The sequence below is a fragment of the Clavibacter nebraskensis NCPPB 2581 genome, from assembly GCF_000355695.1.
In the GTDB taxonomy this organism is placed as follows: domain Bacteria; phylum Actinomycetota; class Actinomycetes; order Actinomycetales; family Microbacteriaceae; genus Clavibacter; species Clavibacter nebraskensis.
The window spans coordinates 695,388-713,484 of record NC_020891.1 but is presented as its reverse complement, the minus strand read 5'-3'; the positions used below and the strand labels follow the sequence as shown (position 1 = coordinate 713,484).

The 18,097-nt window shown below is 73.5% G+C and carries 13 protein-coding genes; 5 read left to right on the top strand and 8 right to left on the bottom strand.

The features are described from left to right. Positions 1-2: 2 nt before the first annotated feature. The 3 genes from CMN_RS03515 to CMN_RS03505 form a co-directional block, all read right to left on the bottom strand. Entirely contained in the window at positions 3-533 is a 531-nt protein-coding gene (locus CMN_RS03515; protein ID WP_045929114.1) for a GNAT family N-acetyltransferase, read from the bottom strand. 91 nt (positions 534-624) lie between these two features. Then, a complete protein-coding gene (locus CMN_RS03510) occupies positions 625-2,703 on the bottom strand; it encodes a DEAD/DEAH box helicase (RefSeq protein WP_015489476.1) in 2,079 nt (692 codons plus the stop codon). Between the two features lie 315 nt (positions 2,704-3,018). Next, positions 3,019-6,276, bottom strand: a complete 3,258-nt coding sequence (locus CMN_RS03505) for an efflux RND transporter permease subunit (protein ID WP_015489475.1) — start codon at positions 6,274-6,276, stop codon at positions 3,019-3,021. Between the two features lie 188 nt (positions 6,277-6,464). On the opposite strand from CMN_RS03505, the gene CMN_RS03500 reads away from it, so the two are divergent. Together CMN_RS03500 and CMN_RS03495 are read left to right on the top strand one after the other, a co-directional pair. Then, on the top strand, positions 6,465-6,863 hold the full coding sequence (locus tag CMN_RS03500; protein WP_015489474.1) for a DUF2256 and DUF3253 domain-containing protein: 399 nt from the start codon (positions 6,465-6,467) through the stop codon (positions 6,861-6,863). A 17-nt stretch (positions 6,864-6,880) separates the two neighbouring features. Beyond that, entirely contained in the window at positions 6,881-7,279 is a 399-nt protein-coding gene (locus CMN_RS03495) for a hypothetical protein (protein ID WP_015489473.1), read from the top strand. On the opposite strand, the gene CMN_RS03490 is transcribed toward CMN_RS03495, so the two are convergent. The 4 genes from CMN_RS03490 to yczR all read right to left on the bottom strand — a co-directional run bounded on the left by CMN_RS03490 (position 7,276) and on the right by yczR (position 13,275). Beyond that, positions 7,276-8,343, bottom strand: a complete 1,068-nt coding sequence (locus CMN_RS03490) for an FUSC family protein (protein WP_015489472.1) — start codon at positions 8,341-8,343, stop codon at positions 7,276-7,278. The two genes, CMN_RS03495 and CMN_RS03490, sit on opposite strands and share 4 nt — an antisense overlap. A gap of 127 nt (positions 8,344-8,470) precedes the next feature. Then, positions 8,471-10,552, bottom strand: a complete 2,082-nt coding sequence (gene glgX / locus CMN_RS03485) for a glycogen debranching protein GlgX (protein WP_015489471.1) — start codon at positions 10,550-10,552, stop codon at positions 8,471-8,473. Between the two features lie 112 nt (positions 10,553-10,664). Further along, positions 10,665-11,651, bottom strand: coding sequence for a trypsin-like serine peptidase (locus CMN_RS03480; RefSeq protein WP_015489470.1), 987 nt, complete (start codon positions 11,649-11,651; stop codon positions 10,665-10,667). 160 nt (positions 11,652-11,811) lie between these two features. Continuing rightward, complete coding sequence (gene yczR, locus CMN_RS03475; protein ID WP_015489469.1) at positions 11,812-13,275, bottom strand: MocR-like transcription factor YczR; 1,464 nt, start codon at positions 13,273-13,275, stop codon at positions 11,812-11,814. A gap of 63 nt (positions 13,276-13,338) precedes the next feature. On the opposite strand from yczR, the gene yczE reads away from it, so the two are divergent. Then, positions 13,339-14,004: a membrane protein YczE gene (gene yczE, locus CMN_RS03470; RefSeq protein ID WP_015489468.1), complete on the top strand. Its 666-nt coding sequence runs from the start codon at positions 13,339-13,341 to the stop codon at positions 14,002-14,004. Positions 14,005-14,092: 88 nt separating this feature from the next. After that, positions 14,093-16,153, top strand: coding sequence for an APC family permease (locus CMN_RS03465; RefSeq protein WP_015489467.1), 2,061 nt, complete (start codon positions 14,093-14,095; stop codon positions 16,151-16,153). A 309-nt stretch (positions 16,154-16,462) separates the two neighbouring features. Here the strand turns inward: CMN_RS03465 and CMN_RS03460 are convergent, their stop codons facing one another. Next, positions 16,463-17,593, bottom strand: coding sequence for an FAD-dependent oxidoreductase (locus CMN_RS03460; protein ID WP_015489466.1), 1,131 nt, complete (start codon positions 17,591-17,593; stop codon positions 16,463-16,465). Between the two features lie 209 nt (positions 17,594-17,802). Between CMN_RS03460 and CMN_RS03455 the strand changes: the two genes are divergently transcribed. Beyond that, the gene (locus CMN_RS03455; RefSeq protein WP_012037444.1) at positions 17,803-18,012 is read left to right on the top strand and encodes a DUF3073 domain-containing protein; all 210 of its coding nucleotides are present in this window, start codon (positions 17,803-17,805) and stop codon (positions 18,010-18,012) included. Positions 18,013-18,097 lie beyond the last annotated feature (85 nt).

Below are 18,097 nucleotides of genomic sequence, written 5' to 3'. Positions count from 1 at the left end.
CCTCACGCGCGCGGGTCGTCCGCCAGCCGCTGGAACAGCACGTGGTCCTGCCACTCCCCCGCGATGCGGAGGTAGCGCGGCGCGAGCCCGTACCGCGTGAAGCCCGCGCGGGCGAGCACGGCCTGCGACGCGGCGTTGTGCAGGAGCGTGCCGGCCTCGACCCGGTGCAGCCCGAGCTCGCCGAACGCGAGGGCGACCGCGGCCTCGACGGCGGAGGTCGCGAGCCCGCGGCCGGTCCGGTCCGCCGCCAGCCAGTACCCCAGAGAGCACGACTGGAACGCGCCGCGGACGATGCTGTTCAGGGTGATCCGTCCCGCGACGGATCCGTCGTCGTCGAGGATCGCGAGCGGCACGCCCTGCCCTTGCGTGTGCTGCGCGAGGGCCGCCTCGAGGTCGGCGCGCTGGCCGGCGGCGGTGTCGTGGTCCGGGTTCCGGATCGGGTCCCAGGGCGCCAGGTGGGGTCGGCTCGCGAGGCGCAGCGCGGACAGGGCGGGGGCGTCGTCGAGCGTGAGCAGGCGGATCCGGTCGGGCACGGCATCGAGGATGCCAGACCGCCCGGTCCCGCACGACGACGGCCGCCCCACCCGCGAGGGGTGGGACGGCCGTCGGGGTCGTGCGTGGTCGCTAGACGCGCGCGAGGTCCGCGATGACGCGGTCGCCGGCGGCGGCCATGACCGTCGTCGCCGTGATCTCGGCGCGACCCAGGAGGTCGTCCATGCGACGGCGGCGGGCCTTCGTGATCAGCGTCACGACGGTGCCCTGCTTGCCCGCGCGGCCCGTGCGGCCGGCGCGGTGGAGGTAGCTCTTGTACTCGTCGGGCGCGTCGGCCTGGATGACCAGCCCGATGTCGTCCACGTGGATGCCGCGGGCGGCCACGTCGGTCGCGACGAGCACGCGGACCTTGCCGCTCGTGAGGAGCTGCAGGTTGCGCGTGCGGCGCGCCTGGTTGAGGTCGCCGTGCAGCGACGTGGCCGGGATGCCGGCGTCCTCAAGCTGGTCGGCGAGCTGCTCGGCGAAGGCGCGGGTGCGGGCGAAGATCAGCGTCTTGCCCTCGCCCGAGCTGAGCTGCTCGATGATCGCGGCCTTGTCGCGCTGCTCGATGAGGAGCACGCGGTGGTCGATGGTCGACGACGCCTGGTCCTCGCCCGCGACCTCGTGGACACTGGGCGACGGCAGGAACTCGTTGACGAGCGTCGCGACGCCCTTGTCGAGCGTGGCGGAGAAGAGCAGGCGCTGGCCGTCCTTCTTCACCTGGCGGAGGATCCGCTGCACGGGCTCGAGGAAGCCGAGGTCGCACATGTGGTCGGCCTCGTCGAGGACGGTGACGACGATCTCGGAGAGGTCGAGGCGACCCTGGTCGATGAGGTCCTCGAGGCGGCCGGGGGTCGCGATGAGGATGTCGACGCCGCGCTGCAGCGCACCCACCTGCTTGAACTGCGGGACGCCGCCGAAGATCGTGGTGGTGAACAGGCCGACCGAGCGGGCGATGGGCTGCACCGTGCGGTCGATCTGCATGGCGAGCTCGCGCGTCGGGGCGAGGATCAGCGCGCGGGGCTTCCGGCCCATCTTGCGGTTCTTCGCGCCGTCGTTCTCGAGCAGGCGCTCCACGAGGGGCGCGCCGAACGCGATGGTCTTGCCGGATCCGGTGCGGCCGCGGCCGAGCACGTCGCGACCCGCGAGCACGTCCGGGATCGTGGCGGCCTGGATCGGGAACGGGCTCGCCGCGCCCAGCTCCTCGAGCACGCGGACGATGTTCTGGCCGAGGCCGAGGGCGGCGAAGGTCACGCCGTCGACGTCCTTGGCGGTCGTGGCCTGGGCCTCGAGGCGCTCGAGCACGACGTCCTCGGCGGGAGCGTGGCGCGGGGCGCCCTCCTTGCTCGGGTAGAAGTCGCTGTCGCGCTTGGGGCGAGCGTCGTCGTAGGACGGGCGCTCGCTCCGCTGCGGGCGGTCACCGTAGGAGGGACGCTCGGACCGCTGCGGACGGTCGCCGTAGGACGGGCGCTCCGCGCGGGCCGGTCGGTCGTTGTACGCGGGACGCTCGGACCGCTCGGCGCGGTCGCCGTAGGACGGGCGCTCGCTGCGGGCCGGACGGTCGTTGTACGACGGACGCTCGCTGCGGGCCGGACGGTCGTTGTACGACGGGCGCTCGGCGCGGTCGTCGTACGACGGACGCTCCGACCGCTGCGGCCGGTCGTTCCCGTAGGAGGGACGGTCGGCGCGCGGCGCGCGGTCGTTGTACGCGGGACGCTCGGAGCGCTCGCCGCCACGGTCGGGACGTGAGTTCCCGTACGACGGACGCTCGGAGCGCTGTCCGCGCTCGGCGCCGTACGAGGGACGCTCGCCGCGCTGGCCGCGGTCGTTCCCGCCGCCGTACGACGGGCGCTCGCCGCGCTGCGGGCGGGCGTCGCCACGCTCGGGGCGCTGGCCGGCGCGGTTCGGGCGGTCGCCGTACGCGGGACGCTCGCCGCGACCGGCGGGGCGCTCGGCGCGGGGCTCCCAGTTCGGGCGGTCGCCGCCGCGCGCGGGACGGGCCGCGCCGCCGCGCTGGGGGCGGTCGTCCTGGCCGGAGCGCTGCGCGCGCTCGTCGGCGTTCCAGCGCTGCTTCTTGGGCGCGGGATCGGAGTTGTAGCCGCGGTGGTTCGGGCTGCGGGATCCCGCGGGGGCGCGCTTGGCGCCGCGCGGGGAGTCGTTGTTGTAGGGCATGAGGGATTCCTCGTTCTGCTCGAGTGCATGACAATGCTCATTCGAAGCAGCGCGCTACAGGATCAGGGTGCGCAGAGCTGCTCTCAACCCGGGCAGTCGTCGACCGGGGGCCGTGTCATCGCGTGACGTACCCCTCTGCGGAACGAGAGGGGGAAACCGGCCCACCTGACTGACAAATCCATCCGCCCGGATGGATGGTCCGGTAGCGGTGTCAAGAGCCGACTGGAGCACACTACCGGACCGGCGCTCCAGGCACCAGGGCAGCACTCCGCCCGGGCGCGCCCCGCGGCGCCCCGGGCGGAGTCGGGAGCGCGGTCAGCCCGCGGTGCCGGCCTCGGTCGTCGTCGCGGATCCGCCCGCAGGCAGCCCGCGCTCGGCCCGCCTCCGCTCGCCCCTGGCCCGGATCCGCAGCGCCGCGCGCTCCACGAGCGAGTACAGCGACGGCAGCACGAGCAGGGTCAGCACGGTGGACGACAGCAGGCCGCCGATCACCACGATCGCGAGGGGCTGCGAGATGAAGCCGCCGTGGCCGGTGAGCCCGATCGCGAGCGGCAGCAGCGCGAAGATCGTCGCGAGCGCCGTCATGAGGATGGGCCGGAGCCGTCGCCCGGCGCCCTGCAGGATCGCCTCGCGCAGGCCCATGCCGCGCGTCCGGTACTGGTTCACGAGGTCGATGAGCACGATGGCATTGGTCACCACGATGCCCACGAGCATCAGCAGGCCGATGATCGACGCCACGCCCAGCGGGATCCCCGTCACGACCTGCAGCAGCACCGCGCCGGTCGCCGCGAACGGCACCGAGACGAGCAGCACGAGCGGCTGGATGAGGCTCCGGAACGTCGCCACCATGATGATGTAGACGATCAGGATCGCCGCCAGCACCGCGAGCCCCAGCTGCCCGAACGCGTTCGACTGCTGCGACGCGACGCCGCCGAGCGACGCCTGCGCGCCGGCCGGCAGCTGCACGTCCGCGACGGCCTGCGACACCTCGGACGAGGCGAAGCCCACGTCGTCGCTGCCCGGCGTCGCGCTCACGGTCGCGCTGCGGAAGCCGCCCGTGGTCGTCACGGTCGCCGGGCCGTCGGTCACCTCCACGGTCGCGAGATCGCTGAGCGGCACGAGGCCGCGCGCGGTGGGGATCCGGAAGTCGCGCAGCCCCTGCAGGCTCTGCGCGGCGTCCGGGTCCTGGATGTAGATGGACAGCGTCTTCTCGTCGATCACGACCTGCCCGACCGCGGCCGGCAGCCGGCTCGCAGTGACGATGCCGCCCACGGCCTGCTCGCTGAGCCCGGCCGCCGCGGCCTTCGCCCGGTCGACCGTCACGGCGATGTACGGCTGCGTCTCGGACAGGTTGCTCGTGGCCTGCTCGATGGACGGGACGTCCTTCACGGCCGCGAGGATCGCGTCGGCCGAGGTCTTCAGGTCGTCGGCGTCGTTCGCGGTGATCTGCACCTCGATGTCGCTCGAGGAGAACCCGCCCGACGCCGCCGCGAGCGACACGTCGCCCACGTCGGTGAGGCCGTCCACCGCGGAGCGCACGCCCTCGCGGATGGCGTCCTGGTCGGCGTCCGGATCGGTGGTGAGCGCGAACGTGATCCCGCCGCCGCCCCCGAAGGCCGACGTGAGCGACGTGCTGTCCGCGCCGATCGAGGTCTGCACGGTCTCGACGCCCGCGACGCCGATGAGCGCCTGCTCGACCTTCGTGGCCGCGGTGTCCTGCGCCTCGAGGCTCGTGTCGCTCGGCAGCTCCTGCGAGACCGTGAGCGTGTTCTGCCCGCTGTCGCCGAGGAAGTTGGTCTTCATGCTCGGGATGAGGGCCACGGTGCCGCCGAGCACGAGGATCGCGAGGACCAGCGTGACGGCCGAGTGCTTCAGCGTCCACGCGAGGATCGGCCGGTAGCCGCGCTGGAGGCGCGTCGGGGCGCCGATGCCCTCGCTCCCGCTCTGACCCTCCCCCTGGCCGTCCCCGGCGTGCGATCCGCGGGCTCGCCGACCCGAGCGTGCGCGATCGTCGACGGACCCGCGGACGGCGGCATGCGCGCCCGTCCGCGTGGTCTCCGCCGCCGCCGCCTTCTTCCGCGCCCGACGCGACTCCCCCTCGGGCCGCAGGAACCAGTACGCGAGCACCGGCACGATCGTCAGCGCGACGAACAGCGACGCGGCGAGCGCGATGGTCACGGTGAGCGCGAAGGGCCGGAACAGCTCCCCCGTGATGTCGCCCACGAGCGCGATCGGCAGGAACACCGCGACGGTCGTGGCGGTCGACGCCGTGACGGCGCCCGCGACCTCGCGCACGGCCGCGCGGATCGCCTCGAGCCGGTCGGGCGTGAAGGAGAGGTGCCGCTTGATGTTCTCGATGACGACGATGGAGTCGTCCACCACGCGCCCGACCGCGATCGTGAGCGCGCCGAGCGTGATGATGTTGAGCGTGTAGCCGGAGGCGAGCATGCCGATGAAGGTGATGAGCACGGACGCCGGGATGGAGATCGCCGTCACGATCGTGGACCGGATCGACATCAGGAACACGAGGATCACGAGCACCGCGAACACGAGGCCGAGCAGGCCCTCGGTGGTGAGGCTCGAGATGGACTGCTCGATGAAGGGCGCCTGGTCGAACACGACCGTGAACTTGGTGTTGCTGCCCAGGTCGTCGGAGAGCTGCGGCAGGAGCTGGGTGACGAGGTGCGAGACGTCGACCGTGTTGCCCGCGGGCGTCTTGGTCACGGCGATGGTGAGCGACGGCTGGCCGTCGACGCGCGAGATGCCGGTGGTCGGATCCTGTCCGAGCTCCACGGTGGCGACGTCGCCGATCGTGACCGCGCGCCCGCCCGCGGCGCCGAGCAGCGGCAGCGACGCGAGGTCCTGGGTGGAGCCGAGGCGCGTGCCCGACTGCACCGACAGCGTGGTGCCGTCCTCCGTCACGGATCCCGCGGGCAGCAGCGAGCCGTTCGCGTCGAGCGCGTCGCGGATCGCCTGGTTCGTGAGGCCCTCCGCCTGCACCTTCGCGGGGTCCGGCGTGATGACCACGCGCTGCCCGACCGTGCCGAGCAGGCTCGCGTCGCGCACGCCCTCGAGCTTGCGGATGTCGGCGAGGGTCGAGCGCTCGAGCGCGGCCGTGAGGTCCTGCGGGCTGAGGTCGCTCGTGACGGCGATCTGGATCACGGGCAGGTCGTCGATGCTGCCCGCGATGACGACGGGGTCGATGCCGTCGGGCAGCGTCGTGCGGATCCGGTTGATGGCCTGGTCGATCTTCTGCTCGGCCGTCGCGAGGTCGGTGCCGTACGTGAACGACGCCGAGATGACGGACGAGTCGGTGCGCGAGGTCGCCGTGGAGGACTCGAGGCCCGGCACCGCCTGGATCGCGCGCTCGATGGGCGTCGACACGTCGGAGTCGACGACCGCAGGCGAGGCGCCCGGGTACGCCGTGACGACCGCGAGCTGCGGGAACGTCACCGACGGGATGAGCTCCTGCTTGAGCGTCGTCAGCGCGATGCCGCCGAACACCCCGATGACGATCGTGATGAGCGCGATCAGGGCACGGTTGCGGAGGCTGAAGACGGAGAGGAGATGCAGGGGGTGCTCCTTGTGGGACGCGGGCCGCGGGTGCGGCGGTCGCTCGGACCGCTGATCGCCCGCACCGGGAACCCGCCCCGTGGAGGAAGTATCGCACCCGGCGTCGGGAAATCCCCGCTCGCGCCGGGTTTTCGGAAAGCCGTCACCGCATCCGGCCGACACCCATCCGCACGGAGCATGCTGGAGGGATGGCGCACCGGGCATCGAGCACGAATGGCACCGTCCCCGCGCCCAAGACCTGCGCCTCGTGCGGCCGCACCATCGAGTGGCGCAGGAAGTGGGAGCGCGACTGGGACCAGGTGCGCTACTGCAGCGACGCGTGCCGTCGCCGCGGCGTCACCGACGTCGACGCGGCGCTCGAACGGCGGATCCTCGACCTCCTCGCGCACCGCGCCGGCGGCGCCACCATCTGCCCGTCCGAGGCCGCCCGCGCGGAGTCGCCCGACGACTGGAGCGACCTCATGGAGCCGACCCGCCGCGCGGCCCGGCGACTCGTCGACGCGGGTGAGGTGGAGATCACCCAGAAGGGGTCGGTCGTCGACCCATCCACGGCCAAGGGGCCGATCCGCATCCGCCGCCGTCGCTGACGAGGCACACTAGGGGGATGCATCGACCGACCCTCATCGTCCTGGCCGCCGTCGCGAGCGCGGCGCTCCTGTCCGGATGCGGGGTCCAGTCGCAGTTCCAGACGCCCACGACGGAGATCTACGCCACCACCGCCGACGCCCAGACGGCGCTCGGCGCGTCCATGCCGACGTGGATCCCGGCCGACGGCACGCTCATCCGCACCAAGTCCGAGGCGAAGAAGGGCAGCATCGTCGCCGTCCAGACCGCGACGCCCGCTCCCGCCCCCGGCGGCTGCACCGACCTGCAGATGAGCGCCATCCAGGACACCTGGTGGCCGCCGGAGATCGACCCCGCGACCGTCACCTGCGCCGACGGCTGGAACCTCTTCGGCGCGAACGGCCGCATCTACGGCTGGAGCACCACGGTCGTCGGCTAGGCCGGGCTCGTCCCGCCTGCGTACCGCCGACGCCGGGCCGCCAGCGCCCGCAGCACGAGGATCACCACCACCCCGACCGCCGCGCCCACGATCGTGTCGACCACCCGGTCGGCCACGAGCGGCAGCACCGGCAGCGTCCGGCCGAGGCCGCCCATCACGAGCGCGAGCGGCGTGATGAAGACGAGCGCGAGCCCGTAGTGCGTGCCGACCGCGAGCTCGGCGGCGAACTGGCAGGCCACCGCCACGGCGATCACGGCCGGCGCCGGCAGGTGCAGCGCGAGGATCCCCGCGGCCACGACCGACCCGGCGACCGTCCCGAGCACCCGGTGCGCCACGCGCGTGAACGACAGCGGCCCGCGCACCACCGGCAGCACGGCGACGAGCGTCACGACCGCCCAGTAGTGGTGCCCGAGGCCGAGCGCCACCGCGATCGCGCCCGCCACGAGCGCGCCGACGACGTTCGCGACCACGGCCGTCCACGCGGCCGGGTCGCGGTGCACGGCGGCGTCGCGCACAGGGATCCGCGGCAGGGCGCGGAAGCGGTGCGCGTGCGCGTCCGGCGCCCACCGCCGCAGCAGCCAGCCGGACATGCACACGCCGGCCGAGAAGAGGATCGCGGCGACGGCGGTCACGAGCGCGTCGCGCGCCTGGGCGCCGTCCACCGGAACGGCCGCGCAGACGACCAGCCCGAACACGGGGAAGAGCGGATGCGGCGGCACCAGGCTCATCGCCGTCGACACGAGCGACGCTCCGCCCAGCACGATCGCGAGCCCCACGGCCTCGAGCGCGAGGGGCGCGTCGGCGAGCGACAGCAGCACGCCCGTGGTGATCGCGACGAGCATCATCGCGGCCCCGGCTCCCACGCTCGCGAGCCGCAGCCGGTACCGCTCGTTCCGCCCGTAGAGCCCGGTGAAGGCCCCGAACGACGCGTACAGCGCGAGGTCGAGCCGGTCGATCGCGAGGAGCACGAGCAGCGGCACGAGGAGCCCCACGCTCGCGCGCATCGCGGCCTCGAGGTCGAGCGTGCGGGTCGACGGCGGCCGGGGAGCGGGCGATGACGTCACACGGGATCCGATCTCCCCGGGGGTGGAAACGGGGCCTCCCCACGCTACGCCCGCCAGGGGCCGTGCCCGGACGCGACGACGCGCCCCCGGTCTCCCGAGGGCGCGTCGGTCGATCTCGCGGGTGCGGCTAGGAGCGCGCGGCCCGCAGCACGGTGAACGAGCGGTCGCGCACGAGGATGCTCGTCGCGTCCTCGGTCACGTTCTGCTCGGAGTCCGACGAGATGGCGAGGTGCCACGAGACGCCGATCCCAGAGGGCAGCTGGAACTCGACCGGACCCTCGGCCGCGTTGAACGCGACGAAGAACGCGTCGCTGTCCTTGCCCTTCATGATCACGCCGATGCTGAAGGCGTTGGGGTCCTCCCAGTCCTGCGGCTCCAGCGTCACGCCATCGGCCCGGATGAAGCGCACGGCCTCCTCGGCGCCCTCGACGTCGTCGCCGCGGAACCAGATGGGACGCAGCGCCCGGTTGCCGCGACGCAGGCGGATGAGCTTCCGCGTGAAGTCCTGGAGCTCCCGGCCCGCGTTCTCCCAGTCGAACCACGAGATCTCGTCGTCCTGGCAGTAGGCGTTGTTGTTGCCGCCCTGCGTGCGGGCGATCTCGTCGCCGCCGAGCACCATCGGGACGCCCGACGACAGCAGCAGCGTGCCGAGGAAGTTCCGGCGCTGGCGGTCCCGGATCGCGTTGACCTCGGGGTCGTCGGTCGGCCCCTCGACGCCGGCGTTGGAGGAGCGGTTGTCGCTCTCGCCGTCGTTGTTGTCCTCGCCGTTGGCCTCGTTGTGCTTCTCGTCGTAGGAGGTGAGGTCGGCGAGAGTGAAGCCGTCGTGCGCCGTGATGAAGTTCACGCTGCACAGCGGCGAGCGGCGGCCGGACTCGTACACGTCCGGGCTGCCCGTGATCCGCTGTGCCAGCGCGCCGAGCACGTTCTGCCCGCTGTGCCAGAAGTCGCGCACGTCGTCGCGGAACTTCCCGTTCCACTCCGACCAGTCCGCGGGGAAGCCGCCGACCTGGTAGCCCGCGGTGTCCCACGGCTCCGCGATCATCTTCACGGGCGCGAGCACGGGGTCCTGGTGGATGAGGGTGAGGAACGCGCTGTGGATCTCCGCGTCGCCGTCCTGGCGCGTGAGCGTCGTGGCGAGGTCGAAGCGGAAGCCGTCGACGTGCATCTCCTCGACCCAGTAGCGGAGCGAGTCCATGATCAGGGCGAGCGCGGCCGGGTGGCCGACGTTGAGGCTGTTGCCCGTGCCGGTGGTGTCGAAGTACGACGCCTCGTCGCCCTCGACGAGCCGGTAGTAGGACGCGTTGTCGATGCCCTTGAGCGACAGCGACGGGCCCATGTGGTTGCCCTCGGCGGTGTGGTTGTAGACCACGTCGAGGATCACCTCGAGGCCGGCGGCGTGCAGCGCCTTCACCATCTCCTTGAACTCGGCGACCTGCTGCCCGCCGTCGCCCGCGGAGCTGTAGTCGGAGTACGGCGCGAGGAAGCCGATGGAGTTGTAGCCCCAGTAGTTGCGGAGGCCCTTCTCCTCGAGGTGCGAGTCCTGCATGAAGTGGTGCACCGGCAGGAGCTCGACGCTCGTGACGCCGAGGTCGGTGAGGTACTCGATGGCGCTGGGGTGCGCGAGGCCGGCGTAGGTGCCGCGGATCTCCTCGGGCACCGACTCGAGCTGCTGCGTGAAGCCCTTCACGTGCACCTCGTAGACGACGGTCTCGTCGAGGGGCGTGCGCGGGGCCTCGTCGTCCTCCCAGTCGAAGCGGCGGTCGGCCACGACGGAGCGGGGCATGGAGGCGGCGGAGTCGGCCTCGTTGATGGCGTCCGGGTCGTCGAATGTGTGCGCGAAGACGTCCTCGCCCCAGGTGGGGTGGCCCTCGATCGCGATGGCGTAGGGGTCGAGCAGGAGCTTGGCCGGGTTGTGGCGGAGGCCGCGGGACGGGTCCCACTCGCCGTGGACGCGGAGGCCGTAGCGGGTGCCGATGCCGGCGCCCTCGACGAGGCCGTGGAAGACGTGGCCGGTGCGCTCGGAGAGGCGCGTGCGGGACTCGGTGCCGTCGTCGTCGAAGATGCACACCTCCACCGCCTCGGCGGTCTCGGAGTACACGGCGACGTTGAGGCCGCTGGGCAGGCCGCCGTCGCGCGCGACGACGGTCGCGCCGAGCGGGTACGGACGGCTGATGTAGGAGCGGCTGATGGGAGGGAGATCGATGGTCACCGGTTCAGTATGCTCGCGCCCGCCCAACTCCTTCGTGCACGAAGGGCAATCCCCAGGCGGCGGTCCGGTGTCCGGCGCTCGGCGGACACCGGGCCGCGGCCCGGGGTAGTGGCTACCGCCCGTGCAGCGAGGTCAGCGCCCGCTCGGCGTCGGCGCCCCACGAGGCGAGGAGCACGCCGCGCCCGGCGGAGGGGCGCGCGACGACGGCGCGCTGCTCACCCGCCGCCGTGAGCACCGGCGATCCGGCCGCACCCGTGCCGAGCGCGCACGGCAGCGAGGTCTGGCCACCCCTGTCGTGCTCCGGGCGTCCGGCGCAGGCCTCGAGCACGGCCGTCGGGGATCCCGCGGTCGGGTAGCCGAGGACCGCCAGCCGCGGCGCGAGCCCGGTCGCCGGCACCAGAGCGGATCCGAACACGGGCTCCGCGGCGCCGACCTCCGCGCCGAGGACCTCGCCCGCCGGGCCGCTCACGCGCGCGAAGCCTGCGTCGTCCGAGGCGCGGCCGCTCGTCGTCCACGCGGAGGACACCGCCGCGACGCGCACCGGCCAGATGCCGTGCGGTGCCGTGGCGCCCTGCGCGCCGGGCACGAAGGTCGCGAGGGTGGACGCGGCGCCGGTGCGCCGGTCGACGAGGCAGTGGGCGGCGGTCGCGATGGCGTCGCCGTCCGGGGTGTCGACGACGCTCGCGGTGCAGGCGCGGTCGCGTCCGCCGTCGACGTAGAAGAGGACCCCGACGAACGGCTGGTCCGGGTGCGGGACGGGAGCGGTCGCGGAGGCGCCCGCGGCGTCGGAGACGGACTCCGGGGAGGCCGTCGCGGCGGAGGCCGACACGGACGCGGCGACCGCGGGGGACGCCGCGAGGGCAGCGGCGCGGCGCTCGTCCGTCCAGTGCGCGGTGGCGGCGTCGGCCGACGCGGGGGCGACGACGACGGACGCGTCCTCGGCCGAGGCCGCGACGGGCGCCGCGAGGACGGACGCGGAGGCGAGTCCGCCGGCGAGCGCCAGCGCGGCGACCGCGGCCGCCGCCCGTCGGGATGGGGTGCGGGAGGCGGCCGGAGCCGCCGGGGTCGATGCGGTGGTGGATCGCGGTCGGATGCGCATGTCGTTCCTCCAGGCTCGTGCGGTTCGCGACCCGACGGGGACGTCGCTCGCCTGTGCGGAGGTGGTGGGGGACGGCCCTCGGGGGACGCGCGGACGCCGGAACGGTACCGGGATCGCCCCGCCCGCCGTCGGTCGCGTCCCCAAGCCCCGGACGCGGCCGTCAGACCAGGACCGACCGGTCCACCACGTCGTGCTCCCGGCCGGCGGCTGGCCGGCCGGCGTCCGGCGCGAGACCGCGCCAGGCGTCCTCGAGGATGTCGAGCGCCCGGTCGGTGGCGGCAGGCGGCGCCGTGATGGGGATCCGGAGGAAGCGCTCGAACGCGCCGTCGTGCCCGAACCGGCTCCCGCCCGTGATCGCCAGCCCCCGCGACCGGGCGGCCAGCGCGAGCTCCGTGCTCACGGGCGCGCCGATGCCCACCCACACCGCGAGCCCGCCGTCGACGTGCGGCACCTCCCACCCGGGGAACCGCCGCGCGAGCTCGGCCTCCACGTGGTCGCGCGTCTCCCCCAGCCGCGCGCGGCGCTCGACGAGGATCCCGTCCATCCCGCCCAGCACCTCGGCCACCACGAGCTGCTCGAGCACGGGCGTGCCGAGGTCGCGGGCCGAGCGCGCCCGGGCCAGATCGCGCAGGAGCGGCCGACCGGCGCGGATCCACCCGACGCGGAGCCCGCCCCACACCGTCTTGCCCACCGACCCCACGAGCACCACCGCGCCGGGCGACCCGTGCACGGCGAGCGGCGGATGCGCGGTCGCCCGGTCGATGTCGAGCTCGGCCGTCGTCTCGTCGGCGACCACGGTCACGCCGTGCGCCTCGGCGAGCGCCACGATCCGCGCCCGCTGGTCCTCGGGCATCGTGCGGCCGGTCGGGTTGTGGAAGTCCGGCATGAGGTACGCGAGCGCGGGACGGGTGCGGCGGATGGTCTGCTCGAGCATGTCCTCGTCCCAGCCGTCGACGCCGACTCCCGCCCCCACGAGCCGCGCGCCGGCGTCGCGCAGCGCCTGGATCGCGTGCGGGTAGCTCGGCTGCTCGACGAGCGCGCGGTCGCCGCGGTGCACGAGGACGGAGGCGAGGAGGCCGATCGCGTGCTGCGCGCCGACCGTCACCATGACGTCGTCGGCCTCGGTCGGCAGTCCGCGCGCGCGGTAGCGGGCGGCGATGGCCTCGCGCAGCTCCGGGATCCCGTCGACGTCGTAGCCGTGCCCCTCGAGGTGCGCGGGCAGCCGGGCCGCGGCGCGCATCGCGGCGTCCGCGAGCGCGGGTGCCGCGGGCACGGCGGCGCGGCTCATGTCCGCCACCTCGCGTCCGTCGCCCTCCGCGCGGAGCGGGCTCCGGGGGATCCGCGTCATGCTGCCCGAGCCGCGGCGGCTCGCGAGGTGGCCGGTCCCGCGCAGCGCCGCGTAGGCCGCCGCGACCGTGGTGCGGCTGAGGCCGAGCGCGGCCGCGAGCTCCCGCTCGGCGGGGAGCCGCGCGCCGACGGGCACGCGCCCGTCGAGGACGAGGTGCCGGATCCCGTCGGCGAGCGCCTGGTACGCGGGGGTGCCGGGTCGCGCCCACTCCCCCAGCAGCGCCGTGAGGGCGGTCGGTCCGAGCACGGCGGAGGGAGCGGATCCAGCGAGGGTCATGAGGCCACAGCCTGACGATTGGCCTCTTGTCCCGCAACCCGTGGGCGCGATTGGATCTCCCACATGCTCCGTCGCTCAGTCCACTTCGCCCTCGGCATCTTCCTCTACGGCTTCGCCATCGGGATGATGCTGCAGGCCGCCGTCGGCGTCTCCCCCTGGGACGTGCTGAGCCAGGGTGCCGCCCTCAAGACGGGCCTGCCGTTCGGCGTCGTCACCAACATCATCGGCGCGCTCGTGCTGCTCCTCTGGATCCCCATCCGCCAGCGCCCCGGCTGGGGCACCGTCCTCAACGTCGTCTTCGTCGGCTACAGCGCGCAGGTCGCACTCGCGGTCGTCCCGGCGGTCGAGAGCCTGTGGATCCGCATCCCCCTCTTCGCCGCCGGCCTCCTGCTCCTCGGCCTCGCGACGGGCCTCTACATCGGCGCGCACTTCGGACCGGGCCCGCGCGACGGCCTCATGACCGGGATCCACCGGCGCACGGGCTGGCCGGTGTGGCGCGTCCGCGTCGGCACCGAGCTGGTCGTGCTCGCGATCGGCTGGGCCCTCGGCGGGGATGTGGGCCTCGGCACGCTCGCGTTCGCGCTCCTCATCGGCCCCATCGTCCAGCGCACCCTCCCCCTGTTCGACCTGCCCGTGCCCGCCCGCGCGCCCCGCCGTCGCACGCGCGGCGCCGCCCCCGACGACGCCGCGGGCACCCTCCCCACGGGCCCGGTCGCGACGGTCGGGTAGTCCGCGGGGCGACGGGGATCCAGCGGCCTCACGGCCCGCTCCCGGCGCCGTCGCGGCCCGGGCGCGTCGCCATGTATCGTGGCCGCTCGTGACTCCGGACCCCCAGGCACCCGAGAGCAGTCCCGCCAAGCGGCTGCTCATCGGCGAGAAGCTCGCCAGCGACAAGCTCGAGGGCCAGCTGCTCCCCAAGCACCTCGCGCTCCCCATCTTCGCGAGCGACCCGCTCAGCTCGGTCGCGTACGCGCCGCAGGAGCTGCTCCTCATCCTCACGCTCGGCGGCCTCGCGTTCCTGAGCTTCGCGCCGTGGGTCGCGGCCTGCGTCGTGATCCTGCTGGTCGTCGTGGTGCTCAGCTACCGCCAGCTCATCAAGGCCTACCCGTCGGGCGGCGGCGACTACGAGGTCGCCCACAAGAACCTCGGCGAGAAGGCCGGCCTCGTCGTCGCGTCCGCGCTCCTCGTCGACTACATCCTCACGGTGGCGGTGTCGGTCGCCTCCGGCGTCGACAACATCATCAGCGCGATCCCCGAGATCGCGCCGTTCCGCGTCGAGATCGCGGTGTTCTTCGTGGCGCTCCTCGCGGCCGTCAACCTCCGGGGCGTGCGCGAGTCGAGCAAGGCCTTCGCGGTGCCCACGTACCTCTTCATCGCGAGCGTGGGCCTCATGATCGTCGTCGGCCTCGTCCGCACGGCCCTCGGCGACCCGCCCGTCGCCGAGTCCGCCGCCTACACGGTCGAGACCCCGAGCCTGTCACAGGTCGCCTTCATCCTCCTGCTGCTCCGCGCGTTCTCGAGCGGCTGCTCCGCGCTCACGGGCGTCGAGGCCATCTCCAACGGCGTCCCCGCGTTCCGCACGCCCAAGGTCAAGAACGCGCAGGCCACCCTCGTGATCATGGGCGGCACGGCCATCGTGCTGTTCGTCGGCCTCACGACCCTCGCGCTCATCGCGCAGGTGCACTACGGCGAGCACCCGTGCGACCTCATCGGCTGGACCGGGTGCGCCACGGAGCCGCAGAAGAGCCTCATGGCGCAGGTCGCCGGGGCCACGTTCGGCAACGGCAGCGTGATGTTCTACCTGCTGCAGGCGACGACCGCCGCGGTGCTGCTCCTGGCGGCCAACACTGCGTTCAACGGCTTCCCGCTGCTCGGCTCCGTGCTCGCGAAGGACGCCTACGCCCCCAAGTCGCTGCTCACCCGCGGCGACCGCCTCGTCTACAGCAACGGCATGCTGCTGCTGGCGCTCGGCGCGACGCTCATCCTCGTCGTCTACCAGGCGAACCTCACGCAACTCATCCAGCTCTACATCATCGGCGTCTTCGTGTCGTTCACGCTCGGGCAGACGGGCATGGTCGTGCACTGGACCCGCATGCTCCGCGAGGGCTGCGCGAACCGCGGCGAGGTGATCCGCGGCCTCGCCATCAACGCGTTCGGAGCGCTGCTCACGGCGCTCGTGCTCATCGTCGTCACCATCACCAAGTTCACGCACGGCGCCTGGCTCGTGTTCGCGATCATGCCGGTGCTGTTCCTCCTCATGCTCGGCGTGAACCGCTACTACCGCGACGTGGAGAAGGAGATCGAGGTCGACCCCGTCACGGTCTTCGGCTCCACGGGCGACCACGCGGTCGTGCTCGTCGGCCGGATGCAGAAGCCGGTCCTCAAGGCGCTCGACTACGCCATCGCCGCCAACCACGACAGCATCGAGGCGGTGCACGTCTCCGTCGACGACGAGGCGACCAAGCTGCTCGAGCGCCAGTGGATCGAGATGGAGATCGAGATGCCGCTGCGCATCGTCGCCTCCCCCTACCGCGACATCAGCTTCCCGCTCATCAAGTACCTGAAGTCCCGCCGGGCCGAGCACGGCAGCGAGATCATCACGGTCTACACGCCCGTCTACATCGTCGGCCACTGGTGGGAGACGCTGCTGCACAACCACAAGGCCCGACGGATCCGCCAGAAGCTGCTCCTCGTGCACGGCGTCACGCTGGCGCTGGTGCCGTGGCTGCTCGACTCGTCGGAGCTCATCTACGGCCGTCGGTCGCGGCCGGTGCCCGGGCAGGATCGCCGTGGCGAGCCCGTGCGCCCCGCCGTCCGCCGATCCGGCCCGCCGCCGACGACGCCCGTGAAGCACACGAGCGGCCGAAGGACGCCCTAGGTCCCGCCGCGGAGCCGGGCAGCGACGCGTCCCGGAGCCGAGCTCGGCGGCGACCGACGCGCGCGGCCGGGCCCCGTGTCCTCGAAAAGGAGGACACGGCTATAGACTCGTTGGTGTACGAACTCTTCCCCGAGAGCTCGTGCAGGTCGACCAGGCCCCGGGGTGCGCCGATGTCGGCGCACCCTGGACCGGTCGGGTCACGTCCGGACCGACCCGTGAGGTCCGGATGGACGCGGGGGCCTCGCCGCGAGTTCCCGCAGACGGCGCGGGCCCCCACGCCCCCTCTTCCGCGGGCCCCGGCGCGACGCCTCAGCCGAGGGCCGCGATGACCTGCCGCGCCACGCGTCGACCCGCGCGGTTCGCGCCGATCGTCGACGCCTGCGGTCCGTAGCCTGCGAGGAACACGCGCGGATCCCGCGCCGAGACGCCGGACTCGACGCGCACGCCGCCCTCCTTCTCGCGCAGGCCGAGCGGTGCGAGGTGCCGGATCTCCGGCCGGAACCCGGTGGCCCAGATGACCGCGTCGACCTGGTCACGCCCGCCGTCCGCCCAGACCACACCGTCCTCCTCGAAGCGCGCGACCGGGCCCCTGCTGTCGAGCACCCCGCGCCGGATCCCCGCGACGATGCGCCGCGTGCGCGGCACCCCCGTCCCGCTGACGATGCTCGGCAGCGCCTCCCCCGCGCGCGCGGCCCGGTCCTGCAGGTCGACCGCGCGCACGGCGGCCTCGACGTCGAGCTCGCCCGCCTTGAGGAAGTCGACGGGACGCCTCGTCGACCACATGGTGCGCGCCGCCACCCCCTCCAGCTCGATGAGGAAGCCGATGGCGGAGGTGCCGCCGCCCACGACGAGCACGCGGAGCCCCCGCAGGTCGGCCGCCGCGCGATAGCCCGACGTGTGCAGCTGCCGACCCCGGAAGGACCCGAGCCCGGGGTACGAGGGGATGAACGGCGCGCCCCACGTGCCGGTGGCGTTGACGACGAACCGGGCGACGCGGTCGCCGTCGGTGGCGCGCACGAGGAGCGGGCGGACGGAGTCGGAGGGGTGCGCGGCCCGGCGACGCGACGCGGCCTGCGGGGGCACGTCCGCGTCGAGCACCGCGCGCACCTCGACCGGGCGCGCGACCCGCAGGTCGAAGTGCTGCTCGTAGCGGGCGTAGTGGTCGCGCACCACGTCGCGCGCCGGAAGACGACGGTCGGCCGTCGCGAACGAGATGCCGAGCTCGGACATGCCGGGGAGGTCGGCCACGCGGTGCGCGGATCCGAGGCGGAGCGCCGCCCACCGGTGCTGCCAGGCACCGCCCGTCGTGGGCCCGCGGTCGAGCACGACGGCGTCGGCGCCCATGCGGAGGCCGAGCCGCTGCAGGTGGTACGCGACGGAGAGGCCGGCCTGTCCGGCACCGATGACCACGACCTGGGTCTCTGTCGGCTCGGAGGTCATGGGACGACCAGGCTAGCGCCCGCTCGCGGGCGCAGGGCGATTTCGGGACGAGGTCGTACGATGCCCGTGCACGCTCTCCGGACAGGGAGGACACGCCCGGGGCGACTAGGGCCCCATGTTAGGGTAGCCCCTAGGTTTTCTCCAATCCCTGTCCGCTGCATCCAGCGTTGTCACCGCCCGTCGGGGCCTGAGTCGTGAGGGGGTCTCGCATGGGGCGCGGCCGTCAAAAAGCTAAGCACACCAAGATCGCGCGAGAGCTGAAGTCGTTCAGTCCCAATGTGGACTACACGCAGCTGGAGCGCGAGCTGACCACCCACGGGGCGGTCGACGAGCAGTACGCGGCCGAGGCCGCCAAGTGGGACGAGTACGCCGACGAGCCGGACGCCTACGTCCCGGGCGACGAGCAGAAGCGCGCCTGATCCCGCCTCCGGCCCCGGTCGGATGAGCGTCGGACCCGCCTCCTGGTGAGGCGGGTCCGCTCATGTGCGCCCGCGGTCGCTCGTC